General features: G+C 63.6%; 26 protein-coding genes and 1 riboswitch. Of the genes, 16 read left to right on the forward strand and 10 right to left on the reverse strand.

Annotation, left to right across the window (positions count from 1 at the left end):
* Window positions 1–58: 58 nt before the first annotated feature.
* A complete protein-coding gene (locus AC1RJY_RS05530; protein ID WP_043470471.1) occupies window positions 59–1633 on the reverse strand; it encodes an aminopeptidase P family protein in 1575 nt (524 codons plus the stop codon).
* An 80-nt stretch (window positions 1634–1713) separates the two neighbouring features.
* Between AC1RJY_RS05530 and AC1RJY_RS05535 the strand changes: the two genes are divergently transcribed.
* Both AC1RJY_RS05535 and AC1RJY_RS05540 read left to right on the forward strand, forming a co-directional pair.
* Entirely contained in the window at window positions 1714–2559 is an 846-nt protein-coding gene (locus AC1RJY_RS05535; protein ID WP_011775425.1) for a PHP domain-containing protein, read from the forward strand.
* A 13-nt stretch (window positions 2560–2572) separates the two neighbouring features.
* A complete protein-coding gene (locus AC1RJY_RS05540) occupies window positions 2573–3181 on the forward strand; it encodes a MarC family protein (RefSeq protein WP_011775424.1) in 609 nt (202 codons plus the stop codon).
* Here AC1RJY_RS05540 and AC1RJY_RS05545 read toward each other — a convergent pair.
* The 4 genes from AC1RJY_RS05545 to AC1RJY_RS05560 form a co-directional block, all read right to left on the reverse strand.
* Complete coding sequence (locus AC1RJY_RS05545; protein ID WP_011775423.1) at window positions 3154–4068, reverse strand: DNA-methyltransferase; 915 nt, start codon at window positions 4066–4068, stop codon at window positions 3154–3156. The two genes, AC1RJY_RS05540 and AC1RJY_RS05545, sit on opposite strands and share 28 nt — an antisense overlap.
* A gap of 8 nt (window positions 4069–4076) precedes the next feature.
* A complete protein-coding gene (locus AC1RJY_RS05550) occupies window positions 4077–5789 on the reverse strand; it encodes a DEAD/DEAH box helicase (protein WP_014922290.1) in 1713 nt (570 codons plus the stop codon).
* Between the two features lie 277 nt (window positions 5790–6066).
* Entirely contained in the window at window positions 6067–7569 is a 1503-nt protein-coding gene (locus AC1RJY_RS05555; RefSeq protein WP_498601755.1) for an RNB domain-containing ribonuclease, read from the reverse strand.
* A gap of 114 nt (window positions 7570–7683) precedes the next feature.
* Entirely contained in the window at window positions 7684–8631 is a 948-nt protein-coding gene (locus tag AC1RJY_RS05560; RefSeq protein ID WP_210063593.1) for a TM2 domain-containing protein, read from the reverse strand.
* 156 nt (window positions 8632–8787) lie between these two features.
* Between AC1RJY_RS05560 and AC1RJY_RS05565 the strand changes: the two genes are divergently transcribed.
* A complete protein-coding gene (locus AC1RJY_RS05565; protein ID WP_011775419.1) occupies window positions 8788–9456 on the forward strand; it encodes a ferritin-like fold-containing protein in 669 nt (222 codons plus the stop codon).
* Between the two features lie 30 nt (window positions 9457–9486).
* Here AC1RJY_RS05565 and thiE read toward each other — a convergent pair whose 3' ends face one another.
* Entirely contained in the window at window positions 9487–10158 is a 672-nt protein-coding gene (gene thiE / locus AC1RJY_RS05570; RefSeq protein WP_014922287.1) for a thiamine phosphate synthase, read from the reverse strand.
* A 27-nt stretch (window positions 10159–10185) separates the two neighbouring features.
* Window positions 10186–10304, forward strand: a riboswitch (TPP riboswitch).
* Between thiE and thiO the strand changes: the two genes are divergently transcribed.
* The 4 genes from thiO to AC1RJY_RS05590 all read left to right on the forward strand — a co-directional run bounded on the left by thiO (window position 10297) and on the right by AC1RJY_RS05590 (window position 13001).
* Window positions 10297–11565, forward strand: a complete 1269-nt coding sequence (thiO, locus tag AC1RJY_RS05575) for a glycine oxidase ThiO (protein ID WP_011775417.1) — start codon at window positions 10297–10299, stop codon at window positions 11563–11565. It overlaps the preceding riboswitch by 8 nt.
* Complete coding sequence (gene thiS, locus AC1RJY_RS05580; RefSeq protein ID WP_011775416.1) at window positions 11562–11798, forward strand: sulfur carrier protein ThiS; 237 nt, start codon at window positions 11562–11564, stop codon at window positions 11796–11798. Before thiO ends, thiS begins: the two co-directional genes overlap by 4 nt.
* A 3-nt stretch (window positions 11799–11801) precedes the next feature.
* Window positions 11802–12617, forward strand: coding sequence for a thiazole synthase (locus tag AC1RJY_RS05585; RefSeq protein WP_011775415.1), 816 nt, complete (start codon window positions 11802–11804; stop codon window positions 12615–12617).
* A gap of 30 nt (window positions 12618–12647) precedes the next feature.
* Window positions 12648–13001 (forward strand): 4a-hydroxytetrahydrobiopterin dehydratase, encoded by a 354-nt coding sequence (locus tag AC1RJY_RS05590; protein WP_011775414.1) that lies wholly within the window; start codon window positions 12648–12650, stop codon window positions 12999–13001.
* Between the two features lie 64 nt (window positions 13002–13065).
* Here the strand turns inward: AC1RJY_RS05590 and AC1RJY_RS05595 are convergent, their stop codons facing one another.
* From AC1RJY_RS05595 to AC1RJY_RS05605, 3 genes are read right to left on the reverse strand one after another with little or no spacing between them, the layout of a single operon-like run.
* Entirely contained in the window at window positions 13066–13368 is a 303-nt protein-coding gene (locus AC1RJY_RS05595; RefSeq protein ID WP_011775413.1) for a hypothetical protein, read from the reverse strand.
* Window positions 13369–13405: 37 nt separating this feature from the next.
* On the reverse strand, window positions 13406–13630 hold the full coding sequence (locus tag AC1RJY_RS05600; protein WP_011775412.1) for a DUF3107 domain-containing protein: 225 nt from the start codon (window positions 13628–13630) through the stop codon (window positions 13406–13408).
* A 50-nt stretch (window positions 13631–13680) separates the two neighbouring features.
* On the reverse strand, window positions 13681–14415 hold the full coding sequence (locus AC1RJY_RS05605) for a TetR/AcrR family transcriptional regulator (RefSeq protein ID WP_011775411.1): 735 nt from the start codon (window positions 14413–14415) through the stop codon (window positions 13681–13683).
* A 6-nt stretch (window positions 14416–14421) separates the two neighbouring features.
* Here AC1RJY_RS05605 and moeB point away from each other — a divergent pair, with 6 nt between their 5' ends.
* On the forward strand, window positions 14422–15624 hold the full coding sequence (gene moeB / locus AC1RJY_RS05610) for a molybdopterin-synthase adenylyltransferase MoeB (RefSeq protein ID WP_011775410.1): 1203 nt from the start codon (window positions 14422–14424) through the stop codon (window positions 15622–15624).
* Between the two features lie 52 nt (window positions 15625–15676).
* Here the strand turns inward: moeB and AC1RJY_RS05615 are convergent, their stop codons facing one another.
* Complete coding sequence (locus AC1RJY_RS05615; protein WP_014922283.1) at window positions 15677–16999, reverse strand: glutamyl-tRNA reductase; 1323 nt, start codon at window positions 16997–16999, stop codon at window positions 15677–15679.
* A gap of 158 nt (window positions 17000–17157) precedes the next feature.
* On the opposite strand from AC1RJY_RS05615, the gene hemE reads away from it, so the two are divergent.
* The 8 genes from hemE to AC1RJY_RS05655 all read left to right on the forward strand — a co-directional run bounded on the left by hemE (window position 17158) and on the right by AC1RJY_RS05655 (window position 25661).
* Window positions 17158–18273, forward strand: coding sequence for a uroporphyrinogen decarboxylase (gene hemE, locus AC1RJY_RS05620; protein WP_011775408.1), 1116 nt, complete (start codon window positions 17158–17160; stop codon window positions 18271–18273).
* Window positions 18274–18278: 5 nt separating this feature from the next.
* Window positions 18279–19751 (forward strand): protoporphyrinogen oxidase, encoded by a 1473-nt coding sequence (hemG, locus tag AC1RJY_RS05625; RefSeq protein ID WP_051024990.1) that lies wholly within the window; start codon window positions 18279–18281, stop codon window positions 19749–19751.
* Between the two features lie 72 nt (window positions 19752–19823).
* Window positions 19824–20525, forward strand: a complete 702-nt coding sequence (gene hemQ, locus AC1RJY_RS05630) for a hydrogen peroxide-dependent heme synthase (RefSeq protein WP_011775406.1) — start codon at window positions 19824–19826, stop codon at window positions 20523–20525.
* Window positions 20522–21745 (forward strand): ferrochelatase, encoded by a 1224-nt coding sequence (locus tag AC1RJY_RS05635; protein ID WP_498601762.1) that lies wholly within the window; start codon window positions 20522–20524, stop codon window positions 21743–21745. Before hemQ ends, AC1RJY_RS05635 begins: the two co-directional genes overlap by 4 nt.
* Window positions 21742–22740 (forward strand): hydroxymethylbilane synthase, encoded by a 999-nt coding sequence (gene hemC, locus AC1RJY_RS05640; protein ID WP_011775404.1) that lies wholly within the window; start codon window positions 21742–21744, stop codon window positions 22738–22740. Before AC1RJY_RS05635 ends, hemC begins: the two co-directional genes overlap by 4 nt.
* On the forward strand, window positions 22727–23605 hold the full coding sequence (locus AC1RJY_RS05645) for a uroporphyrinogen-III synthase (RefSeq protein ID WP_498601765.1): 879 nt from the start codon (window positions 22727–22729) through the stop codon (window positions 23603–23605). Before hemC ends, AC1RJY_RS05645 begins: the two co-directional genes overlap by 14 nt.
* On the forward strand, window positions 23602–24582 hold the full coding sequence (hemB, locus tag AC1RJY_RS05650; protein ID WP_498601767.1) for a porphobilinogen synthase: 981 nt from the start codon (window positions 23602–23604) through the stop codon (window positions 24580–24582). The genes AC1RJY_RS05645 and hemB overlap by 4 nt, the downstream gene beginning before the upstream one ends.
* Window positions 24582–25661, forward strand: coding sequence for an LLM class flavin-dependent oxidoreductase (locus AC1RJY_RS05655; RefSeq protein ID WP_498601769.1), 1080 nt, complete (start codon window positions 24582–24584; stop codon window positions 25659–25661). Before hemB ends, AC1RJY_RS05655 begins: the two co-directional genes overlap by 1 nt.
* The last annotated feature ends 19 nt before the right edge of the window (window positions 25662–25680 follow it).

Consider the following 25680-nt stretch of genomic DNA (forward strand, 5'->3'; position numbering starts at 1 on the left):
GCCACCGGATCTGTCTCCGGTGGCCTTCCCTTTCTGTTGTGGTGGCAACGGCCTGCGCTTAGCCTTGGGCTTCCTGGTAGATGCCGGCCATCCAGGACTCGACGTCGTCTGCTTCGCGGGGCAGCGCGGCGCTGAGGTTGACGGGTCCGTCGGCGGTCATGAGGATGTCGTCCTCGATGCGGACGCCGATCCCGCGGTACTCCTCGGGGATGGCGAGGTCTTCATTCTTGAAATAGAGACCCGGTTCGATCGTGAAAACCATGCCTTCGGTGAGGATTCCATCGAGGTACAGTTCCCGTTTTGCCTGCGCACAGTCGTGGACGTCGAGGCCCAGGTGGTGGCTGGTGCCGTGCGGCATCCAGCGGCGGTGTTGCTGGCCCTCCGGGCTGATGGCTTCCTCGACGGATACGGGCAGCAGGCCCCATTCAGCCAGGCGTTCGGCCAGGACCGTGGTTGCCGCGGTGTGGATGTCGCGGAACTTCACGCCCGGCTGGGCGGCTGCGAAACCGGCATCGGCGGCGTCGAGCACGGCCTGGTAGACCTTGCGCTGGACGTCGGTGAAGGTGCCGGTGGCGGGCAGCGTGCGGGTGATGTCAGCTGTGTAGAGGGAGTCTGCTTCCACGCCGGCATCGAGGAGAAGGAGCTCGCCGGCGTTGACGGTTCCGGAGTTGCGGTTCCAGTGCAGAACCGTGGCGTTGTTGCCGGACGCGGCAATGGTGTCGTAGCCGAGTTCGTTGCCTTCCTCGCGGGCGCGGGCGAAGAAGGCGCCTTCAACTACCCGCTCTCCGCGCGCGTGGGTCAGCGCGCGGGGAAGGGCGCGGACTACGTCAGCGAAGCCTTCCACCGTTGCCGCCACGGCAATCTTCATCTGCTCGATTTCCCAGTCGTCCTTGAGGAGGCGCAGCTCTGACAGTGCTTCGCTGAGCTTCTCGTCCAGGGCGTCGAGTTCGCCTAGGTCCAGGTTCTCGGGGTCCTTGGCCGTGTTGTAGCGGGCGGTATCAACCAGTGCGTCGATGTTCTCGTCCACCTTGCGGACCAGTCGAATGGAGATGCCGCCGATTTCCGGGGCGCCCACGTTCTTGGTGATTGCCATTTCGAGCTCAGAGATGTGCGCGGTGGGCAGGCCGAGCCGGGCTTCGAATTCTGCGAGCGTGGGGCGTGCACCGATCCAGAACTCGCCTGCGCGGGAGTCAGCGTAGAACTGTTCTGTGTCCCGGCCGGCCAGCGGACGGAAGTAGAGCGTCGCGGTGTGGTGACCGCCGTCGTCGCCCTTTCCTTCAGCTACGGGCTCCAGGATCAACACGGCGTCGGGCTCGTGGTCGAGGCCCAGGCCAGTGAGGTGGGCGAAACCGGAGTGGGGACGGAAACGGTAGTCGCAGTCGTTGGATCGGACCTTCAGTGGACCGGCCGGGACAACGAGCCGTTCGCCCTTGAACAGTTCGGAAATAGTACGACGGCGGCGCGCGGCATGGTCTGCAACGGCGTCACGCGCAGGGGTCACCTGCGGGGCGGGCGCCCAGTTGCTGGCCATGAATGCCTTGAAGGCATCGGATGTGGGCCTTTGCGAGCGGTTGTTGACGCGCTCTTGCAGTGGCTGGGAGGACGAGTTCTGGGTGTTTTCGGCATCGTTCACCGTTACATCGTCCCACCAGTTTCGTGGAGAGGCCAACGGCGCAACACTCCAAGCACGCCCGCATCCCATAGGCTGGGAAAGTGAGGATAGACCTGCATGCGCACTCAAATGTTTCCGACGGAACCGAGACACCGGCCGGAGTGATCATCTCTGCCGTCTCGGCCGGTCTGGATGCCGTGGCGCTGACCGATCACGATTCCACTGATGGTTGGGAGTCCGCTGCCGCTGCTGCCAGGGAACATGGCATTGCGTTCGTTCCTGGAATGGAGATCTCCTGCCGGACGGAGCAGGGAATCAGCGTCCATTTGCTCAGTTACCTCCACGATCCCGCCCATGCCGGCCTGCTGGAGGAAATCACCAAGTCCAAGGACGCCCGGCTCACCCGCGCCGAGCACATGGTTACATTGTTGTCCGAGGATTATCCGTTGACGTGGGACGACGTGATTCACCATGTGGCTCCCGGTGCCACGGTGGGCCGCCCGCACATCGCCGATGCCTTGGTGGCTGCCGGTGTGGTGGCGGATCGCACGGAGGCTTTCACGTCCATCCTCACTTCACATTCGCGGTACTTCGTGCAGCACTATGCACCCAACCCGGCGGTCGCCGTCGAGCTTGTCCGCGCGGCTGGCGGCGTCCCCGTCTTTGCCCACCCTGTGGCCTCATCGCGGGGACGCATTGTGGGGGAGAAAACCTACCAGGACATGATTGATGCCGGACTTCTGGGACTTGAGGTTGAACATCGGGACAACCCGGAGGAGGGCCGGACATTCCTTCGCGGCTTGGCCGCCGAACACGGTTTGCTCATGACGGGGTCCTCCGACTACCACGGAGCGGGCAAGCCTAACCTGTTGGGCGAAAACACTACCTCGCCCGCAGTCTTGTCACGGATAGAGGAGTTGGCAACAGGCAGCACGGTCATTCGGTGAAAGGGGTCCGCTGATGGATCTGCAGTTGCTCGCATCCGTGATCGTCACGCTGTTCGTGATCATGGATCCACCGGGTACCGTGCCGATTTTCATGTCCTTGACGGCGCAGATGTCGGCCAAGGATCGTAACCGCTCCGCTTTCCAGGCCCTGTTGGTGGCCACAGGTGTGATCGTGGTGTTCGCGATCTTTGGCCAGTCGATCCTCAACTACATGCACATCTCGCTGGCTGCCCTGCAGGGTGCCGGTGGCCTGCTCCTGGTGCTGATAGCGCTGCAGCTGCTGACGGGGTCCACCAGTGGTGAAGAGAATGCCGCCAAGTACAAGAACGTGGCTTTTGTGCCACTGGGAACGCCGCTCATGGCCGGACCGGGCGCGATCGTTGCCGTCATGGTTTTCGTGCAGCAGTCCAGCCAGCTCGCGGAGTATCTGGCGGTGGGGCTCGGCATCGCTGTGGTGCTTGGCTCGCTGTACTTGGCGATGCGCTTCGCGGGCGTCGTGCAGCGGGTGCTCGGGGAAAACGGAGTGGAGCTGGTCACCCGGATTGCCGGCCTGCTGTTGTCAGCCATTGCCGTCCAAATGATCGCGGACGCAGTTCAGGCCTTCGTGAAGGGCGCTGCCTGATCCAGGCTGGCGTCCGGCAATGAGCCGCTCCGGCGGAAGTCGGCCTTGGTGCCCAGCCGTTTTCGCATGACTTCGATGGCTTGTTCGTTCTGGTCGACGCACACAAAGTTGCGGCCCAGTTTGGCTGCCACAGCACCGAGGGTCCCTGAACCAGCGAAGAAATCGAGGCACCAATCGCCCTCGCGGCTTGATGCGGAGACAATCCTGCGTACCAGGCCCTCGGGTTTTTGGGTAGGATAGCCGGTCTTTTCGCGGCCGGTAGGCGAAACGATGGTGTGCCACCAGACATCCGTGGGCAGCTTGCCGAGCTCGCGTTTGGCGGGGGTGACCAGTCCGGGTGCCATGTACGGTTCCCGGTCCACTTCGGCGTTGTCGAAGTGATACTTGGTGGGGTTCTTGACGTACACCAAAATGTTGTCGTGCTTGGTGGGCCAGCGGTTCTTGGCGCGGGCGCCGTAATCGTAGGCCCAGATGATCTCGTTGAGGAAGCATTCCCGGCCGAAGATGGAGTCCAGCATCACCTTGGCGTAGTGGACTTCCCGGTAATCCAAATGCAGGTACAGGGTGCCGTCGTCGGCCAGCAGCCGCCAAGCCTCCACGAGCTTGGGCTCCAGGAAGGACCAGTAGTCGCTGAAGGCGTCGTCGTAGCTGTGCAGGGCGCCCTTGATGGTGTCGTAAGAGCGGCCCTTGAAGCCGACGCGGTCGCCGTCGCCGTCCGCGTTGCGGACCATGCGGGTTTCCTGGCGGCGTTGGACCCGGCCCGTGTTGAAGGGCGGGTCCACGTAGATGAGTGTGAAGGCGCCGTCCGGCAGCGTAGGGAGGAACTCCGCGTTGTCCGCGTGCACCACCAAGTTGCCGCCGTCCGGCGCCCAAACAGATTCAGTCATTGAGGTTTTTAGGCCTCGGTGCTGCCGGACTGGGCAGCTGCGGTCTCACCGGAGACCACTTCGCCGTTGCGGCGGCGCGTGCGGGTCCGGCGCGTGCGGGCCGGCTTCTCCGCGTTGTCTGCGGTGGCAGTGCGGGTTTCCGAGGCACCGGCAGCGGGGGCTGCCTCGCCATCAGAAGTACGACGGCGGCGCGTACGGTTGCGACCGCCCTCGCCCTTGGATTCGCTGGACTCGGCGTCACCGGACCTGCCGGAGCGTCCGCGACCGCCGTCACGACCGCCGTCGCGCTTGCCGTCACGTCCGCCATCCCGGCCTGAGCCGCCGGAGCGTGCATTCTTCTTGCCGGTTTCGCCGAGGTCCTCAAGGACTTCGGCGTCAACGCCGGCGAGGACGCGCTTGTTGCGCGGCAGACGACCCTTGGTGCCCTCGGGAATGTCCAGATCCGTGTACAGGTGCGGCGACGAGGAGTAGGTTTCAACGGGCTCGGGAACGCTGAGTCCCAGGGCTTTGTTGATCAGGCCCCAGCGAGGCATGTCGTCCCAGTCAACAAACGTGACGGCGGTGCCCTTGTTACCTGCGCGGCCCGTACGTCCAACGCGGTGCAGGTAGATCTTTTCGTCTTCCACGCACTGGTAGTTGATGACATGGGTAACGTCATCAACGTCGATGCCGCGGGCTGCGACGTCGGTGGCTACCAGGACGTCAACCTTGTTGTTGCGGAACGCGCGGAGGGCCTGTTCACGGGCGCCCTGGCCGAGGTCGCCGTGAATGGCTGCAGCCGCGAAGCCGCGGTCAACGAGTTCCTCGGCAACTTTCGCGGCGGTGCGCTTGGTCTTGGTGAAGATGATGGTGCGGCCACGTCCGCGGGCCTGCAGGATGCGGGCCACAACCTCGGTCTTGTCCATGCTGTGTGCACGGTAGATGAGTTGGCGGATGTCGCGCTTGGTCAGGCCTTCATCATTCGGGTCGGCTGCCCGGATGTGGGTGGGCTGCGTCATGTAGCGGCGAGCCATAGCGATGACGGGGCCGGGCATGGTTGCCGAGAAGAGGAGCGTTTGCCGAACCGCGGGGGTGCCGGCGATCAGGGTCTCGACGTCGGGGAGGAAGCCAAGGTCCAGCATTTCGTCGGCTTCGTCAAGGATCACCATCTTGACGTTCTTGAGGCTCAGGTGCTTCTGCTTGTAGAGATCGATCAGCCGGCCAGGGGTGCCCACTACGATTTCGACGCCCTTCTGCAGGGCATCAATCTGGGGTTCGTAGGCGCGGCCGCCGTAGATGGTGGCGATGCGGGCGTTGCGCTTGCGTGACGCGGCCTGGAGGTCGTTGGCTACCTGCACGGCAAGCTCACGCGTGGGGACGATGACCAGTGCCTGCGGTGCGCCCGGGACAGCGAGCTTGGCGTAACCTGCATCATCCCTTCCGGCGACGCGCTGGAGGGCGGGGATGCCGAAGCCAAGCGTTTTTCCGGTACCGGTTTTGGCTTGGCCGATGATGTCGTGGCCGCTCAAGGCGACCGGCAGGGTCATTGCCTGGATGGGGAACGGGTGCGTGATTCCGGCGTCGGCCAAAGACTCAACGATGTCGGCGCGGACGTTGAAGTCAGCGAACGACTTCTCTTCGATCTCGTGGGGCGTCTCATCCGAGATGATCGTTTCCTCGGGTTCGATGGATTCGGTTCCGGTGGAGTCCGTCAGGACTTCGTGGGTATGCAATTCACTCACAGGGAGTTTCCTTATTCATTTGGGCATTGGCGCTGCATGCTCAACGGCGGCGGCGGAGCCGTACCGGAGCACGAACGGGCGCGCAAGCAAGTCCAGTGGAAGCCGATCGCGGGCTATCTAAGTACTGGCACTGGTCACCAGTTGGTACATCTCAAGATCGCGTAGGGGCGGGCTTGTTGAGTTCAAAAATTAACTGAATCAACGACCGGGCATCCATTACTACAAGCCCAGTCTATCCTCTGGGGGCCGGAAAGCCCGGATCGTCGGCAGAACGGCGTCAGGGCAGCAGCTCGAACCTGATCTCCCGGCTGGCGATATCGGCCTTCAGCAGCCGCACCCGGACTTTGGTTCCAGACTCCATTTCTCCGTCGCACCGGGCCGTTACAGCAGGGTCTGATATTTGTATGACGCCAAAGGGCCCGTTGCCGTTGCTGCCGCCGTTGTTACTGCCATTGCCGTTGGCAGCTTTGAAACCGGCCCCATTGGAGGGCTTGGACCCCGAAATGACTACAGCGTCGAATTCCTGGCCCACGTGGTTGGCTACGAGGGCTGCTTCCACAGTGTCCAGCGCCGCACGTTCGAGGCGTCCGGCCAACTGGTCGGAGGCCGCCATGATCTCCGGCAATGAAGGGAGTGCCTCCCGAGCCCACTGCGGGATGTCGTGGTTGTTGCTGAGCGCCTCGCAGATCACCAGGACAAAGCGATCGATGAGCCGGCGCAGGGGTGCCGTGGCGTGTGCATACGGAGCTCCGATGGCTGCTTGGGTCACGATTGCCGGCAGCTCTCCGTCAAAGGGGGTGTAACCGGCGCCCCGGAACAACATACCGGCAGAGTGAAGGATGGCCAGCTGTTGGGGATCGGATGCGTCCAAGGTCCTCAGGTACTCGCCGTAGGTGACGTGGCCGTCCCAGGGCTTGCCCAGAGCGGAGGTCTGGCGCTTGAAATGGAGCAGTGACCGGTCATCAGGAGCGGGCATGGTGCGCAGGATGCCCACTTTTCCGTCGAGCATCATCTGCGCGGCGGCCATGCCGGTCATGAGCGAGATCTGCGCGTTCCAGTCCTCAACCGGGAGGGAGGGGGCAGCCGCGATCCTGTATCCGCCGCCGTCGGTTGCTTGGACGATTTCCTGTTCCGGCATGTTGAGGCTTGCGCCGCCGCGCCGCCGTTCCAGTTCAACACGCTTGATTCCCACTTCTTTGAGGAGCTGAAGTACGGGCGGGGCCGTACCGTCGTCAATCTGCTGCTGAGCGCCCTTGTAGCTGAGTTTGGCCCTGCTGCGAACGGCGGCGCGGGCAACGGTGACAGCCAACACTCCAGCTTCCGCGTCCAAGTCGAAGTCCCACACGAACGCACTGCAGTCCTGATCGGCCAAGAGGCTGCCGGCGTTCTCGCTGATGACCTCCGGATGCAGCGGGATCCGCCCGTCAGGAGCATAGAAGGTCTGCCCGCGGTGACGGGTTTCGTGGTCCAGTGCCCCACCCGGTTCCACGAAAGACGGGACATCGGCGATTGCGTAGAGGACCTTGTAGCCGTCGCCGGCACGGTCAATGAACAGGGCCTGGTCCAAGTCCGTGGAGGTCGCCGGATCAATGGTCACGAATGGTACGTGCCGCAGGTCCTGACCCGGCAACTCAAGGTCCGCGACGGCTTGCCGTGCTTCTTCCACAGCTTCTGCCGGGTATTCGCCAGGGAGTTCCAGCTCTGTCCTGAGAGCGGCAAGCGCCGCGGCGAGCTGGTCCGAGGAGTCGTCGACGTTGGGCGCTATCCGATGATGTGACACGAAAATCAGGGTAGCCCGAAACCGGCGGATAGTCTTGGATGTCCCACCCAAAAAGCCCGCTACCCCAAGGGGGCAACGGGCTTTCCGTGCGGCGGTATGGACCGGACCGGCTGTTTAGTTTGCCGGCGTCAGGGTGAAAGTAGCTGCCTTGTCGCCGAAGTCATCGCTGATGACCACTGTGGTGGGGCCGTTCTTGATGTCGAAGGCAATGACTCCCCGCTGCATCTCTCCGGCGGCAACATCCCCGGAAGGCAGTCCTCCCAGACCTTCCTCCACGTAGATCTCCTCGCCCTTGGCGCCGTCCGCGTCGAAGGCCTCGAAGTTCGAGGGTGAGGCGTAACTGCTTCCAGCTGTGGCCTCCCAGGAAACCTCCAAGAGGAGGAAGCCTCCCCTGGTCGGTTTCATGTAGGACATCCCGGGAATTTCGGTGGTGTAACCGGAGTTCAGGAGGCTGACTTTCACGGTGTTGCCCTCGGACATGGTGACGGTTAAGGAACCGTCATCAGAGGCAGTGCCCGACGACGGTGCCGGTGCCTCCTGGGAGGCCGACGGCAGGACCGGGGCATCGGTGCCTGCACCCTGGACTGCAGCAGCAACAAAGGTCAACGACAACACCGTGGACACGATTCCGACAATCAGGCCCGCGAACCAGACGACAATGGTGATGATCCATGCCTTCTTCTTGTTCTCCGGGTAACCCGCAAGCGGACGGCCCTGCTTGTCCCGGGCGTTTCCCGTCAGCGTGATGATGAGGTCAACGATGGACCAGATACCGAAGCCGCCGGCTGTGAGCAGCTTCGCGATTCCGGTACCGATCTTGCCCAGATAGAAGCGGTCCACACCGAAGCTACCCAGGAGCAGGGCCAGGATCCATGTGGTCATGAAGGACTTCGCCGGAGCTCCCACCGGGGTTCCGTAGGGGCCTGAATCCGGTCCGGGCTGGTAGCCCGGCTGTGCCCCACCCTGGAACTGGCCGCCGTAAGCGTAGGGTGCGGCAGGCACCTGCGGAATTCCTGCTCCGGCGTCGTTCTGCGGCGCGGGTGGGTAACTGGGGTGACTCATTGAAAATCCTTCAGTGAAGTGGGTGCGAGGAGGAGGACCTACGGCATGAGGGGCATGCGGCAGTCAACTCACTTCGAGCCAGCCTAGTAGGAATGGCACTGGAAGCAGGAACCCGACCCCGGGGAGGTTGTGGCCCACCAGGGATAGTCTTGATCCATGGGCATCTCCCCGGACGCTGCAGCCTCTGCCGGGCAACTCTCCGCGGAGTTGCTTGGAGCCATGGCATATGGCGAGCTATCCGCTTTCGGGCGCCTCTCCCTGGATTCGCGCTATGCCCCCACCCTCCATGACAGGTCTGTGTTCGCGAAGATCGCCGTGGGCGCCTACGGCAACTTTGCGCTCCTCAATGACCGGTTGTCGGAGATGGGCGTCGATCCGGAACAAGCCATGCTGCCGTTCCAGCGCTCCTTCGATCATTTCCATGAGCGCACCAAACCGGGGGACTGGTTCGAATCTGTCATGAAGGCGTACGTCATCGATACGGTGTCATCGGACTTCTACAGGGCCGTATCGATGTTCCTCGACCCAACAACGCGGCATTTCGTTGAACGCGTCGCTTCCCCTGACCAGGCCACGGAAGTCCTTCGGGTCCTGATCAGGCGGGCCTTGGCTGACGACCCGCGCCTGGCCTCGCGCCTTGCATTGTGGGGTCGCCGCTTGGTGGGGGAGGCCTTGACGCAGGCGCAGCGCGTCGGCATGGAACACCCCCTGCTGGGACCATTGCTGAAAGGCGGCGGGGATGCGCGTGCAGCGGTCAGGAGCTTAACGACGGAACTCGCCGATAAACACGGGCGCCGGATGACAGGCCTTGGCCTGACCGCGTAGCGGCTAAGACCACTTGAATTCGGCGGGAAACTACACGGTGTCCAGTGCTTGCAGCAGCGACTTGGCTGCCGCCGTCGGGTCTGTTGCCTCGGTGATGGCACGGACCACGACGATCCGGCTGGCTCCCGCTTCCACTACCTGTTCAACGTTGCTGAGGTCGATGCCACCAATGGCGAACCAAGGAAGTGTCACAGCATTGCCCGAACGCTTTTCCGCTTCTGCGGCATATGTGACCAAGTCCAGCCCCACCGCCGAGCGGCCGGGTTTGGTAGGCGTTGCCCAGACCGGACCCACGCAGAAATAGTCCAGTCCCAGGGGGCCCTGGGAGGTGGCGACTGCCGCATCGATTTGTTCCTGTGTGTGGGTGGAAAGACCGATGCCGGTCACGTTCGGCAAGAGGGTTCGCGCTGCCGTCAGGGGCAGGTCCTTTTGACCGATGTGGAATACAGGAGCCCCGGAAATACTGGCAACATCGGCCCGGTCGTTGACAGCCCAAAGCCGTCCGTGCCGTTGTGCGACGCTCCGCAAAACGGCCAGCAATTCAAGCTCCTCGGCAGCTTCCAGAGTCTTGTCGCGGAGCTGGATGATGTCAACGCCTCCAGCGAATGCGGCGTCCACAAAGTCTTCGAAATCGCCCTGCCGTTGACGGGCATCAGTGCACAGATAGAGGCGGGCGGAGGCGAGGGCGTCAGGCTGGGTCATGGAAACCAGAGTAGTTCCTCTAAACTGGGCACGTACTGCGGGAGCCGCGACATTCGTCATATGACTGTCCGGCTGAGAGGGCTTCAGCGCCGACCGCTTGACCTGATCCGGCTAGTACCGGCGTAGGGAAGGAAACGAATGGCAGGTCCCCGCCATACCCCCATCCAGGCAGACGTGGCCGTCATTGGCGGCGGCATCATAGGCCTTGGCATCGCTCATGAAGCCCGGCGACTTGGCCGTTCAGTGGCGCTGATCGATCCCGTCCCGGCCTCGGGTGCAACGTTCGCCGCCGCCGGAATGCTTGCACCCGTCAGCGAACTGCATTATCAGGAGGGAGACCTCCTGGAATTGATGGTCGAATCTTCGCGGCTGTGGCCTTCCTTCGTGGACGGACTGCACGTGGGTGGAGAGGGCAGCGGATACCGCACGACGCCGACCCTCGCCGTGGGTGCCGACGCAGCCGACCGCAGGGCGCTCGCAGACCTGAGGTCCGTACAGCTCGCAGCTGGATTGGGAGTTGAACCTCTGGCCCTGCGGGACGCGAGGCAACGCGAGCCGCTCCTCAGCCCACAGATTTCCTGCGCTTTCGATATTCCCGCCGACCACCAAGTGGATCCGCGAAAGCTCGCCGCATGCCTCCTGGCTGGATTAGCAAACCATTCACCTGACGACGGTTCCTGGGTGTCCGGGGCCGATGACGGATTCGCCGTTCCTTCCCCGGCACGCGGTGTGCTGAGGGATGACGGGCGGGTCACCGGAGTGGAACTCGAATCCGGAGTCGTGGTCCGCGCCGCGGAGACTGTGGTGGCCAACGGGCTGGGGGCATCCCAACTGTCGGGGCTCCCTGAGGGACTGAACCTTCCGGTGAGGCCGGTCTATGGCGACATCCTCCGGCTTCGCGTCCCCGACAACCTCCGGCCCTTGGTCACGTCCACTGTTCGGGGGATGGTTCGAGGCGTTCCCGTCTACATAGTTCCCCGGGATGACGGAACCGTGGTGATTGGGGCGACGCAACGCGAAGACGGATTGTCAGCGTCTTCCAACGCGGTCTCGGCCGGCGGCGTCTACCAGCTGCTGAGGGATGCCCAAGCCCTGGTCCCCGCAGTTGCGGAATTGGAACTCCTTGAAGCAACCGCCCGCGCCCGCCCTGGAACCCCGGACAACGCCCCCCTGCTCGGACGGGTCAGCGGTCCCCACGGCGACACTGACGGCCTGGTGATCGCCACAGGTTTCTTCCGCCACGGTGTGCTCCTGACTCCCGTGGCCGCCAGAATCGTGGGCGAACTCATCAGCGGCACAACGGACCCTCGATGGACTCCGTTCCTGCCTGATCGCTTCGCGGGCAACGCTTCAGTTCCCCAAGTTCTTACACCAGCAGCACACGCTCCCACCAAGGAAACAGCATGAACATCAAACTCAACGGAACCGATCACGCAGTCTCCGATGACGCATCCGTCAGCACCCTGGTCACAGCGATCACCGGCCGCGCCTTGGACCCTCGCGGACAAGCGGCCGACGGCGGCAAGCTGGGAGTCGCGGTCGCACGTAACTCCGAGGTGGTGCCCCGCAGCCAATGGGCCGTGACGGCGCTGGCCGACGGAGACGAACTCGAACTCGTAACAGCAGTCCAAGGAGGCTGAACCATGACAACAGCAAACATTGACGTTCGCACCACTGACGTTCATTCCACTGACGCGCTGGTGATCGACGGTGTCGAATTCGGTTCCCGGCTCATCATGGGTACCGGAGGCGCGCCGAGCCTCGATGGCCTGGGATCAGCGCTCCTGGCGTCGGGGACCGAGCTCACCACCGTGGCCATGCGCCGCTATTCCCCAGCCGAAACGGGATCGCTGTTCCAGCTCCTGGTGAACCACAACATCCGGGTCCTTCCCAACACTGCGGGCTGCTTTACTGCCAAGGACGCCGTGATGACTGCTGAACTGGCACGGGAAGCCCTGGAGACCGATTGGGTGAAGCTGGAAGTCATCGCCGACGAACACACGCTCCTGCCCGACGCCGTGGAACTGGTGGATGCAACGGAACAACTGGTGAACCGCGGCTTCAAGGTTTTCGCCTACACAAATGACGATCCCGTGCTCGCGCTCAGGCTCGAAAACCTGGGTGCCACCGCTGTCATGCCCCTGGGATCACCCATTGGAACAGGCCTCGGCATCCTGAACCCGCACAACATTGAACTCATCGTGTCCCGGGCCTCCGTACCTGTGGTCCTCGACGCGGGAATCGGAACCGCCTCCGATGCCGCGTTGGCCATGGAGTTGGGCTGCGACGCCGTCCTGCTGGCCACTGCTGTAACCCGGGCTCAGAACCCGGTACAGATGGGGGAAGCCTTCAAACACGCTGTGATCGCCGGTAGGCTGGCCAAGCAGGCAGGGCGGATTCCTCGGCGGGAGCATGCGCTCGCATCCTCGGCGATGGAGGGCCGGGCAGAGTTCCTCTGACCTGGGTTCTCCGAAATAGAAGGGGCGGTCATGGCAGCCAAGGATGAGCAACTGGCTGAGGCAGCCATCAATGCTGCCCTCGGAGACCTTCCGGACTGGAAGTATCAGGAGGGCCTGGTGACCGTCTACAAAACTTCGACGGCGGCGGACGCGCTTGCGCTCATTGCGGCTATCGGACAGCTCGCCGAGGAACAACATCATCATCCGGATCTGGAATGGCGCTACAACAGGGTCTTCCTTCGCTATGTGTCCCACGATGCCGGCGCGCAGGTGACCAAACGTGACATTGCCGCGGCCACCGCGGTGAGCGAAGCAGCAGCGGTCTTGGGTGCCACCGCACAGCCTGAGCGCTATCCGGCGTCGCAAAGTGGGTTAAATCAGTAGTGACAGTGGCTTAAAACAGTAGTGACCGTCACCCCGTAGGTGACGGTCACTACTGCTTAAGGCTCTAAAGCCGCAGCGCCTTGGTGAGCGCCGCAGTGTCGTGTTGGGTCCGGGTCCGGCCGAGGAAGAGCACCACGGCAACCGCCGCAGCAGTGCCGAGCACAATAGGCAGGACCCACGGAATCCAGGTTGCGCCCGGCTGGTAGCCCAAACCTGCGCTGATGAAGGCGATCCAGCTCAGCGTGCCCACAGCTGCTGAGACGCCGGCCGGCAACGCGATCCCGTACTTGCCGTGCCGCTTGTCGTTGGCCCACACAATGAAACCGGTGGCAATGGTGGCCAGAACCACCACGACGAGAGAAAGCATGAAAACTCCTTAGCGGACGGACGAGACGTGGGAAACCTTAGAGGGCGCCGAAACCTACGCGGCGAACTTCCTCGGCGCCGATCTCCACATAGCCCAGGACGTTGCCGGGAACGATGATCTGGCGGCCTTTTTCGTCAGTAAGACGGAGTTCGGAGCCCTTGGTGACGGCCTCGGCCACAATTTTGGCAACGGCGTCAGCATCCAAGGCGGATTCGAGCACGATCTCACGGCCAACGTTCTGAATGCCGATCTTTACTTCCACAGCAAGGCCTCCAAGCCAATCAAGTGTTAAGTCAGTCCTCTATTTGTAGCCTAGGACTCTTTGGGGAATCGACTGATTCCGCGCCAAGCTAAACGATAGATCAGATCGCTGGCCACATCGAGGTCCAGGTTTCCGTCCGTTTCAAGCCAATACCGCGCGCTGACCTGCGCCATTCCGGCCAAACCACGCCCGAGAAGCTGCGCTTCAAGAGGGGGCAGTTTGGTGTCTTCGGCTATGACGTGGGCCACGGCGTCCGCAAACGTCTTGTTGAAAGTCTCCAAACGCGAGCTGACGTCGGGATCATTAATCAGGTCCGACTCGAAGACCAGGCGATGGGCTTGGTCGTCGTCCGCGATGAACCTGTAATAGGCGCGCATGACGGCCTTGACGCGTTCCTTGTTGTCCGTGGTGGAGTTCAAGGCATTGAGCATCAGCTGCGTCAGGGTAGCCAGGTGGCTGTCCAAGAGGGCCATATAGAGCTCGCGCTTGGACGGGAAGTGCTGGTACAGCACTGGTTTGCTCACGTGCGCTGCTTCTGCGATTTCGTCCATGGCTGCCCCATGGAAGCCGTTGGAGACGAAAACTTCCAATGCCGCGTTCAGCAACTGTGCGCGGCGCTCATCCCGCGGCAACCTTGGTGAACGCGTAGAACCTGCCCGTTCCTGCTTGGCTGGTGCCCCATCGCTTGCCCGTGTGCCGTCAGCCACAGTCTGCCGCCTTTCCTTTGCAGTTATGACTACTCTACCGGTGGGTAATATGACCGGGCGGCATCTGCAGGCATACATTGAGGTATGGCCTCAATAGTTGCTGCCCACTCCGCTGCGCCCGCTGTCCTTCCACCCCTCGTTGAACCGGCCGCCGAACTCACGCCGGCCGAGGTGGAGCGGTACTCCCGGCATCTCATCATTCCCGAAATCGGCGCCCTGGGCCAACGCAGGCTTAAAAATGCCAAAGTCCTCGTCATAGGTGCCGGAGGACTTGGTTCGCCTGCTTTGTTGTACCTGGCCGCCGCCGGCGTGGGAACGCTCGGCATTGTGGATGACGACGTGGTGGACCTCAGCAACCTGCAGCGCCAGGTCATCCATGGCGTACGGGACGTGGGTTCGCCCAAGATCGAATCGGCCCGAAGCGCGATCGCCGAGCTCAACCCCTTGGTGGACGTTGTCCTGCATGACATCCGGCTCGACGCGTCCAACGCGCTGGAGTTGTTTGCGAAATATGACCTCATCCTCGACGGTGCGGACAACTTCGCTACCCGTTATCTCGTCAATGATGCCGCTGCCATTCTCGGTAAGCCCTATGTTTGGGGCTCCATCTTCCGCTTCGACGGCCAAGTAAGCGTCTTCTGGGCCGAACACGGGCCCACGTACAGGGATCTCTACCCTGAGGCGCCTCCCGCCGGCTCCGTGCCGTCCTGTGGTGAGGGCGGCGTGTTCGGCATGCTGTGCGCGGCGGTTGGATCGCTCATGGTGACCGAGGCCGTAAAGCTGATCACCGGCGTCGGGCGTTCATTGCTGGGCCGTGTGGCGCTCTTTGACGCTTTGGGCGGGAGCTGGCGCGAGATCAAGGTCTCCAAGGACCCTGAAGCCGAACCCATCACGGAACTGACCGACTACGAGGCTTTCTGCGGCGTGACGCCACTCGCGGCCACGGACCAGGAGCACACTGTGTCCGCCAAAGACCTCGCAGGAATGCTGGCCGAACGGGAGTCGGGGGAGCGGGACTTCGAACTCGTGGACGTCCGTGAGTCCGGCGAGCACAGCATCGTGAGCATCGATGGCTCGGTCCTCATTCCGCAGGGCCGCATTCTCTCCGGCGAGGCGTGGGTGGAGCTGCCGCAGGATAAGGACATCGTGTTCCACTGCAAGGCCGGGACACGCTCGGCTGCTGTCCTTGAGGCGGCACAGAAGGCGGGGTACACGCGCGTCAGGCATCTCGACGGCGGTATTCTCGCCTGGGTGCGGGACGTGGAGCCGCAGAAGCCCGTCTACTAAACGTAGGGGTCGGGCCGCCCAGCCTTCCAGGGAGGGGCGGCCTCAAAAACAGTTAGGCGCTTTCGGAGCGCAGTTGCTCGTGATCCACCGGGCACTCCGAGGCGGGGGCTGCAGCCTGGGGCTGTTCCACCTGGATGCCGTAGAGGGCCTCGAGCGCTGCAACGTAGTCATCCTGCTGGCCGTTGGCTGCGAGTTCGCGGGCCCGGACCGTCGGGATGTGCAGGAGCTGCTTGACCATCCGGCGCAGGGCGAACTCCACCTCTTCGGCAGCAGCGGTACAACCGTGGCGGGCGCGGACTTTTTCCATTTCCGCGTCCAGGACGTTCATGGTGTGACGGCGGAGCGCCACGATGGCGGTGTCCACGGAACGGGCTTCGCGTTCGGACTCGAATGACGTGGCAGCGCCGTTGACGATTGCGCTGGCCTGCGAGAGTGACTCTGCCTGTTCCTGGGGAGCAGCGAGCCGTACGGATTCAAGCGTCAGAAGTTCAACGCCGTCGAGTTCTCCCACGGCGGGGTCGAAGTCATGGGTGAGGGCGAGGTCGATCGCGATCAACGGTTTGCCCGAATTCGCCCGGACACGGGCAAGGTCTGCGGCCTCAACCCGGTTGTCGGATCCGCTGCAGCCGATCATGACGTCAGCCGCGGCAACAGCAGCGGGAAGAGTGTCGGCGTCGAGCGCCGTACCGCCGCGGGTGGCTACGAAGCCTTCGGCGCGTCCGGATGAAGAGTAAACGGAAATATCGGTGCAGCCGCGCTCACGGAGAAGTGACATGGTAGCGCCGGCATAGGCCCCGGTTCCGAAGACCACAACTTTCTTGGTGGTCCAATCGTCGTTCTCGGCGAGATCGGTGGCGAGGTCCAGTGCGACGGAAACAATGGAAAGCCCGCGCGAGCCGAGGGCGGTCTGCGCGCCTACATCCTTGGCGGTCTTGGACGCTGCCTGGAAGAGACGCACCAGGCCGGAGCTGGCGGTGCCTTCCTGCTGGGCGGTGATCAGGGCCCGACGAACCTGGCCGGCGATTTCACGCTCACCCACCACGGCCGAGTCCAGCCCGGCGCTGACTGCGAAGAGGTGCCGGGTGACATCCGGGCCCGTGTGGGTAGCAAAGGAGCGGGAGACGAGTTGCTCGTTAAGGCCGCTGAGTTCGCTGATCTGCGAAACAAGGGCGGAACGGGCCGCCTCAAGGTCAGCCCCGTTGGCAGTTTCGCCGTAAACCTCGTAGCGGTTGCAGGTGGCCAGGACCACTGCACCGGAGACTACTGAGGAGTCCGTCAGGGCTGCCGAGGCAAGCTCAGAGGAACCGTTGCTCAACTGAGCGACAGTTTCGAGGTCGATGTCGGCGTGTGTAGCCACCAATGAGAAAAGAACCACAGCACCCCAATCATAGCTTTTTCGTAGCCCGGTAGAACAATGTGGCGCCGTGGTGATCCACACGCAAGTGAGTGATCCCGGCCACAACGGCCCGGGCGGGGCGCGACGTGACAGCTTGTCGTTATCTTTTGCCCCGGATTTTCGGCACAATCGAAGGCATGACTTCTAGCGCGGCAGCATCCAACAGTACGGCCTCCAACGCCCCGGCGGGAACCCTCGGCGACAACCACCCGCTGAAGGACGGTCGCACCTCGGACTCGCCGCTGATCACGGCCTACCGCGGTGGCACGCCGTCCCGCAGGCCCGTCTGGTTCATGCGCCAGGCCGGCCGTTCCCTGCCTGAATACCTGAAGGTGCGCGAGGGCGTTGCCATGTTGGACTCCTGCCTTCGCCCGGAGCTCGCTGCCGAGATTACCCTTCAACCCGTTCGACGCCACGATGTTGACGCCGCCATCTTCTTCTCCGACATCGTCATTCCTTTGAAGCTCGCGGGTGTCGGCGTGGACATCGTCCCCGGCGTGGGACCCGTTTTGGACAAGCCGGTCCGGACAGCAGCTGATGTTGCCGCCCTTCCCACGCTGACGTGGGAAGCCCTGGAGCCCATCCGGGAAGCTGTCCGCCTGACGGTGGCCGAACTGGGTAAGACGCCGCTGATCGGCTTTGCCGGCGCGCCGTTCACCCTTGCGGCTTACATGGTGGAAGGGAAGCCTTCGCGTGACCACCTTGGCCCGCGGACCATGATGCACGCGGATCCCGAGACCTGGGCCGCGCTGGCCAACTGGGCTGCCGATACCTCCGGAATGTTCCTCCAGGCCCAGCTTGAGGCAGGCGCGTCGGCCGCGCAGCTCTTTGACTCGTGGGCAGGATCGCTGGGCTTGGCTGACTACACCAAATACGTGGCGCCGGCATCTACCCGCGCGCTTGACCACGTACGTGGACTCGGGGCGCCGTTGATCCACTTCGGCACCGGCACCTCCGAACTGCTGGTTGCCATGCGCGACGTCGGAGTGGACGTCGTGGGCGTGGACTACCGGCTGCCCTTGGACGAGGCCAACCGTCGGCTCGGTGGCACTGTTCCGCTCCAGGGCAACATCGACCCCGCTCTTCTGTCTGCCCCGTGGGAAGTCCTTGAAGCCCACGTCCGCGAAGTCATCGCCGCTGGTTCCCACGCCCCGGGCCACGTACTGAACCTCGGCCACGGGGTTCCCCCCGAAACAGACCCCACAGTCCTGACCCGCGTCGTGGAGCTCATTCACTCCATCCCCGCGGAGTAGGACTCATGCGCAGGGGGCACACAAAGCCCGAGGCACATGATTCACGGCCAACAGCCGTGGTGGTTGGCGGAGGCATCTCGGGCCTGATCGCCTCACGTGAACTGGCAGCGGACGGTTGGGCGGTCACTGTCCTCGAAGCAAGCAACGCTTGGGGCGGCTGCGTGGGAAGCCATGTTGTTGCCGGGCTGCAGCTGGACAGCGGGGCGGAGTCGTTCGCCACCCGGTCCACAGCTGTAGCCGACCTCGCGCGTGAGCTTGGACTGGCGGACCGCATCGTCGCCCCGCATCCGGGTGGCGCCTGGGTGCAGCTTCCCAACGGCCCGCAGGAGCTCCCCAAAACGGGGGTGCTCGGGATTCCTGCGAACCCCTGGGACCCTGAAGTTCGGCGATCCTTGGGGCTCGCGGGAGCAATGAGGGCATCCTTGGACCGTTGGCTCCCGGCCTCTGTGGGAACGTCCTCGGACGTCACCAGCGTTTCCTCTTTGGTCCGAACCCGGATGGGCAAAAGGGTTCTTGAACGGCTTGTTTCTCCGGTGGTGGGTGGCGTTCACTCTGCCGACCCTGCCCTCTTGGATGTGGACATGGTCGCCCCGGGGCTGCGCGCGGGGCTCCGCGCCCATGGATCCCTCGCTGCCGCTGTTGCGGCTCAACGCAGAACGGCTACCGCATCTACGGCGTCCGGCCCGGCGAAGGCGGGTTCCGCCGTCGCGGGCTTGAAGGGTGGGATGAATACCCTGGTGGTCGCGCTGGTATCGGACTTGCGGGAGCGCGGGGTGTCATTGCTGACCGGCAAGCGTGCCGAGGACGTCGTCAAGACGGAAGACGGTTGGCGGGTCACCGCCGGAAACGACACGTACGACGCCGACCGGCTGGTGGTTGCGCTTGACGGCCCAGCCGCCGTTGGGCTGCTGGAGAAGTCGTTACCTGAGTTGTCCAGCCTGCGTCCCGCCCCCGGACCGCTGGTGAGCCTGGTGACGATGGTTGTGGATTTGCCGCAGCTTGATGGCAGGCCGCGGGGGACAGGGATCCTGGTGGCTCCTGAGACCCCTGGGATCAAGGCCAAAGCCTTGACGCATGCAACGGCAAAGTGGGATTGGTTGGCTGACGAGGCTGGTCCCGGAACGCATGTCCTGCGCCTTTCCTATGGTCGGCGCGAAGAGGGGGGTGGTGGAGCGGACCTCGTACTGGATGATGGGTCTCTCCTGGCCGCCGCCCTGGAAGACGCTTCCGCGCTGTTGACCGTTCGGGTATCCCGGTCGGACATCGTGGACTGGGATGTGGTGCGGTGGGCGGGCGCATTGCCGTTCGCCGCCGTCGGTCATAAACAGCGTGTGGCGCAAGTGCGCAAGGTGTGCGCCGCTGCGGACGGTCTGACCATGGTGGGCGGCTGGTTGGCCGGAAACGGCCTTGCCGCAGTAGTGGCTGATACGCGGGCGCAACTTGCCGCGGTAAGCGCCAACGGACCATCCATTGAGTGATTTGCATCACTTCTACGTCTTGTAGAACTGATCCGTTTCGACTTAGCGGCTGGCACGGGGCAAACTTGAACCATGAGCCACACTTCTGCCGAATCTGTCACTAAAACTGCTGAAACCGAAGAACAGTTCTACACACTGTGGACGGTCTTCAAGCGCTCGGCCGACGTCCTGCGCAGCGGCGATGCTGCACAGGAATTCGAAGCCCTTGCCGAGAAGCTCGCGGAAGGCGGCGTGATCCTTCGGGGCAGCTATGACGTCTCGGCCATGCGCTCGGACGCAGACATCATGGTGTGGCTCCACGGGCCCAAGCCGGAGGACCTGCAGTCCGCTGTCCGCTCCATCCGCCGCAGCAAGCTCTTTGCGGGAACCGAAATCGTTTGGTCCGCCATGGGCGTGCACCGTGAAGCCGAGTTCTCCAAGAGCCACGTGCCCGCCTACGCGCGGGGCGTAGAGCCCAGCACTTGGCTCTGCGTCTATCCGTTTGTGCGCTCCTACGAGTGGTATCTGCTTCCCACGGATGAGCGCGGCAAGATGCTCCGCGACCACGGCCTGCTTGGACGCGAATTCCCGCAGGTCATCTCCAACACCGTGTCCTCGTTTGCCCTGGGCGACTGGGAATGGATCCTCGGCCTCGAAGCACCTGAACTGGTGGACCTCGTGGACCTGATGCGCCACCTGCGGTCCACCGAAGCGCGCCACCACGTCCGCGAAGAGATTCCCTTCTACACCGGCCGCCGCGTCACGGCTGCCGAGATTGCCGAGGTCCTGGCATGACCGAGCTTGTTATCACCACTGAAGCGAACGCCATCACTGAGCGTGGACGCCAGGAAGCCAAACAGTACGACGCCGTACTGCTCGCATCCTTCGGCGGTCCTGAAGGCCAGGACGACGTCATTCCCTTCCTGCGCAACGTCACCCGTGGCCGCGGCATCCCGGACGAGCGGCTCGAAGAGGTCTCGCACCACTATCGCGCTTTCGGCGGTATCAGCCCCATCAATCAGCAGAACCGCGAGCTGAAGGCAGCGATCGAGGCTGAACTGGCGCGGCGTGGCATCGAACTGCCGGTCCTCTGGGGAAACCGGAACTGGGATCCCTACATCGCGCCGGTCCTGCAGGACGCATACGACGCCGGACACCGCCGGATCCTGATGCTCACCACCAGCATCTACTCCTGTTACTCCAGCTGCCGCCAATACCGCGAAGACATCGGCATTGCGCTGACCGAAACCGGTTTGGACGGCAAGCTTGAGGTGGACAAGATCCGCCAGTACTTCGACCACCCCGGCGTAGTCCAGCCCTTCCTGGAAGGAACCGCCGCCGGATTGGAAGAGATTCGCGGCAAGCTGGCCGCTGCCGGCGAAGCTGACCCGGATTCGAAGATTCGGGTTCTGTTCGCCACCCACTCCATCCCCACCCGGGATGCTGAAGCCGCAGGCAGGTCCCAGGACGAGCCTCGCGAATTTGCTGAAGGGTCCGCCTACGCAGCCCAGCACCTTGCCAACGCCCAGGCCATCATGGACGCTGTGGCACCGAACGTTGCCTGGGACCTCGTGTACCAGTCACGCTCCGGTGCCCCGCACATCCCTTGGCTTGAACCTGACATCAACGACCACCTCGAGGAAATCGCCCCCGAAGGCGTGCGCGGCGTGGTCATCGTTCCCCTCGGCTTTGTCAGCGACCACATGGAAGTTGCCTGGGACCTCGACACCGAGGCCTTGGAAACGTGCAAGAACCTGAGCATCGAGGCCACCCGCGTTCCCACGCCGGGCACGCATGCGGCTTTCGTGTCCGGCCTGGTGGACCTGATCTGCGAACGCACGGTGGAGAACAACATTGCCGAGCGTCCCCACGTCATGGACCTTGGCCCGTGGTACGACGTCTGCCGTCCCAACTGCTGCGAGAACTTCCGCGGAGCAAAGCCCGTCATCGCCGAAGTTGGCACCAGCATCGGGACCGGCCATGACGCCTACCCCGCTTCGGAGGCTGCCAAGTGACAGTCCGCATCGGAACCAGGGCTAGCAAGCTTGCCCTGACGCAAACGCAACAGACTGCGGACCAGTTGGCTGCCGTGGGCGGCTTCCCGGTGGAGCTGGTGCACATCAAGACCGAGGGCGATGTGAAAACCGGATCCCTGTCCCAGATGGGTGGCACCGGAGTGTTCGTCGCTGCACTGCGGGATGCCCTGCTGGCTGACGCCTGCGATGTCGCCGTGCACTCGCTGAAGGACCTGCCCACGGGTGCCGCACTTGGCCTGAGCATCGCGGCAACCCCCAAGCGGGTGGATGTCCGTGACGTGCTCTGTGCCCGTGACGGTATGACACTCGCCCAGCTGCCGGGCGGCGCCAAAGTAGGCACAGGCTCGCCTCGGCGTGCCGCGCAGCTTCGGGCTGCACGTCCGGACATCGAAGTACTCGATATCCGCGGAAACGTGGACACACGCCTTGGACGCGTCCCCGGCCTCCCGGGTAACACCACCGATGAGGTTGTTCAAGGCAAGTCCTGCGACCTTGACGCCGTGGTGCTGGCCGCGGCGGGCTTGGAACGAATGGACCGGTTGGACACCGTCAGCGAGTTCTTCGAATCCGACGTCATGCTTCCCGCCCCCGGGCAGGGAGCGTTGGCCATCGAGTGCCGCACTGAAGACGCCCCCAGCGTGGCAGGTTCCGCCGAAGGGGCCGACGGGGTGCTGGCACAGGCCCTTGCGGCACTGAACGACCACGACACCCGCCTCGCCGTAACGGCCGAGCGCGCTGTTCTGGCCAGGCTCGAAGCCGGTTGCGCGGCCCCCGTTGGTGCCTACGCCTTCCGTAAGGGCAGCATGCTGCACCTTGAGGCAGTGGTCTGCGCAGTGGATGGCACCAAGACTGTCCGCGAGAAGAAGGCCACCGACGGCCTCACGGAGGTTGGCGCCACGTTGCTCGGCATCGAAGTGGCTGAGCTGTTGCTCGCCGCCGGCGCCGCGGAGATCGCGGACCTTGCCGCGTCCTGAGCCGCATGAATCGAACGGGCTGACCGGTCGGCGCGTCCTGATCACCAGGAGCGCCGACCGCGCGCGCCCCTTGGCATCGCTCCTCAGTAGCTTTGGGGCCGAGCCACTGGTGTTGCCGCTCATTGATTTCGAGAGGGCCGGAGACCAGGCTCCCCTTGATTCAGCCTTGGACCGTTTGGTGGCTGGCAATTTCGATTGGCTGGTGATCAGCAGCATCACCACTGTCCGGGTTCTCCTGGACAAAGCTGCGCAGCGCGGCGTCGACCTTGCGGACCTCGTGCCATCGGGAACAAAGGTGGCCACCATTGGACCCTCGTCCCGGCAGGTCCTTGAATCCGTTGGTCTCACCGTTGCTTTGTCGCCTACCGATGTCCAATCGGCCGAAGGTCTGCTTGCTGTGTGGGAGTCATCCGGTGGACGGGTTTTCCTGCCACAAGCAGATATCGCGTCGCCCGGCCTGCGGGAAGGCTTGACCGCCAGAGGCGCGGACGTGACCTCCGTTGTCGCCTACAACACAGTCGGTTACCCAGCCCGTCCGGAACTCCGCCTAACAGCGGAGCTTCCGTCCGACGTCGTAGTTTCCCGGGGCGACATGCCGCCGACTCTCAGCCCGGACGAGGCACGGACCGCAATGGACGTCGGGAGCCTGGACGCCGTGGTGGCTGCTTCACCCAGCGCTGCGCGTCGCATCGCCCACATATTTCCTGCTTTGGGCACCTGCCGCTTCATCGCCATCGGGCGTCCGACGGCGGCAGAGGCCTCCCGGATCGGCCTCACCGTGGCAGCCACCGCCAAAGAACCAACCCCGGACGGCATTGTGGCCGCCTTGGAATCTGTTTTCGCCAACGAAGGGAACCCGCAATGAGCTTTCCGAACCATCGTCCCCGCCGCTTGCGCACCACTCCCGCAATGCGGAGGCTCACCGCCGAAAACCGCCTGGCGCCCGCGGACCTGATCCTCCCGGCGTTCATAAGGGAGGGCCTCACAGAGCCGAGCCCCATCAGCTCCATGCCGGGAGTGGTCCAGCACACCACCGAGTCCCTGAAACGGGCGGCCGCAGAAGCCGTGGAGTTGGGCGTGGGCGGCATCATGCTGTTCGGTGTGCCCGCCGTGCGCGACGCGCAAGGCACCGCTTCATTGGACCCGGATGGCGTCCTGAACAAGGCCATCCGCGACGTCAAAGCCGAGGTCGGCGATGACCTGGTGATTATGGGCGACGTTTGCCTCGATGAGTTCACGGACCACGGCCACTGCGGCGTCCTCGATTCCGAAGGCTACGTAGACAACGACGCCACGCTGGAGATCTACGGCCGGATGGCTGTTGCCCAAGCGGACGCCGGAGCTCACGTGCTGGGGCCCTCGGGAATGATGGACGGACAGATCGCAGTCATCCGTCAAGCGCTGGAGGAGTCCGGGCACAAGAACACAGCAGTTCTTGCCTATGCAGCCAAGTACGCGTCAGCATTCTATGGCCCGTTCCGTGAGGCCGTGGATTCCCAGCTCAAGGGTGATCGCCGGACCTACCAGATGGACGCGGCAAACCGTCGGGAAGCCATCCTGGAAGTTGAACTGGACCTCGAAGAAGGCGCTGACATGGTCATGGTCAAGCCTGCCATGAGCTACTTGGACATCCTGGCCGACGTCGCAGCCATGAGCCCGGTGCCGGTGTCGGCCTACCAAATCTCGGGCGAGTACGCCATGATCGAAGCGGCCGCCGCCAATGGCTGGATCGACAGGCGGGGTGCCATCACCGAATCCGTCCTCGGCATCAAGCGTGCCGGAGCCGACACCGTCCTGACCTACTGGGCCTCCGAACTCGCACGCTGGCTGAAGGAGTCCTGATGACCGCAGTTCCTGCCGATCCCACAGCGCCGGTGGCGGCCCATGAGATCCTGCTCGGCCTGAACACTTTCGGCGACGCCGGGGTGGACGCCGATGGAAACCCGAAGGAACATGCGCGCGTGCTGCGCGAGCTGCTCCAGGAAGCGAAGCTGGCTGACGCCGTCGGACTTCATGCCTTTGGGGTGGGGGAGCACCACCGGCGCGATTTCGCGGTGTCCGCACCTGAAGTCTTCCTTGCAGCGGCGGCCGCGGTTACCTCACGGATTCGCCTTGGCTCGGCCGTTACCGTGCTCAGCTCCGATGACCCCATCCGGGTTTTCCAGCGCTTCGCCACCGTGGATGCGTTGTCCAACGGCAGGGCGGAGGTAATGCTCGGCAGGGGTTCGTTCGTGGAGTCGTTCCCTCTGTTTGGTTTGGACCTGGCGGACTACGAAGTCCTGTTCGAGGAAAAACTGGAACTGTTCGATAAAGTTCGCTCGCAGAAACCGGTTCATTGGGAAGGCCGCACGCGTCCCAACGTCAACGGGCTGCAGGTATACCCCAAACTGCAGCACCACTTGCTGCCGGCTTGGATCGGTGTAGGCGGTACACCCGAGTCCGTGCTGCGCTGCGCCGAATATGGCTACCCCATCATCTTCGCCATTATTGGGGGAGAACCCCGCCGCTTCGCGCCGCTGGTCAAGCTGTACCGTGATGCGATGGCCAAGTACGGCCATCCGATGCGGCAGATCGCAACGCACTCACCGGGGTTCATTGCTGACACGGACGAAGCCGCCCGCGAGGAACTCTTCCCGCATTGGCTGGAGCAGCGCAACCGGATAGGTTCAGAGCGCGGCTGGGGTCCAGGGAATCGCGGAGAGTTTGATGCCATGTGCGGCCCTGAAGGTGCGCTCTACGTTGGCTCCCCGGAAACCGTTGCCCGGAAAATCGCCTTGCTCAAGCGGAACCTTGGTGTGGACCGCTTCGACCTCAAATACAGCAATGGAACATTGCCGCATCAATCCATGATGCGCTGCATCGAGCTCTACGGCAGCGAAGTGGCCCCCCGGGTTGCTGAGCTGCTGGCCGACGCCTCATAAGACTGCGCCCGGCCAAGCT

The organism is Arthrobacter sp. GW822-FHT05G07 (genome assembly GCF_058799755.1).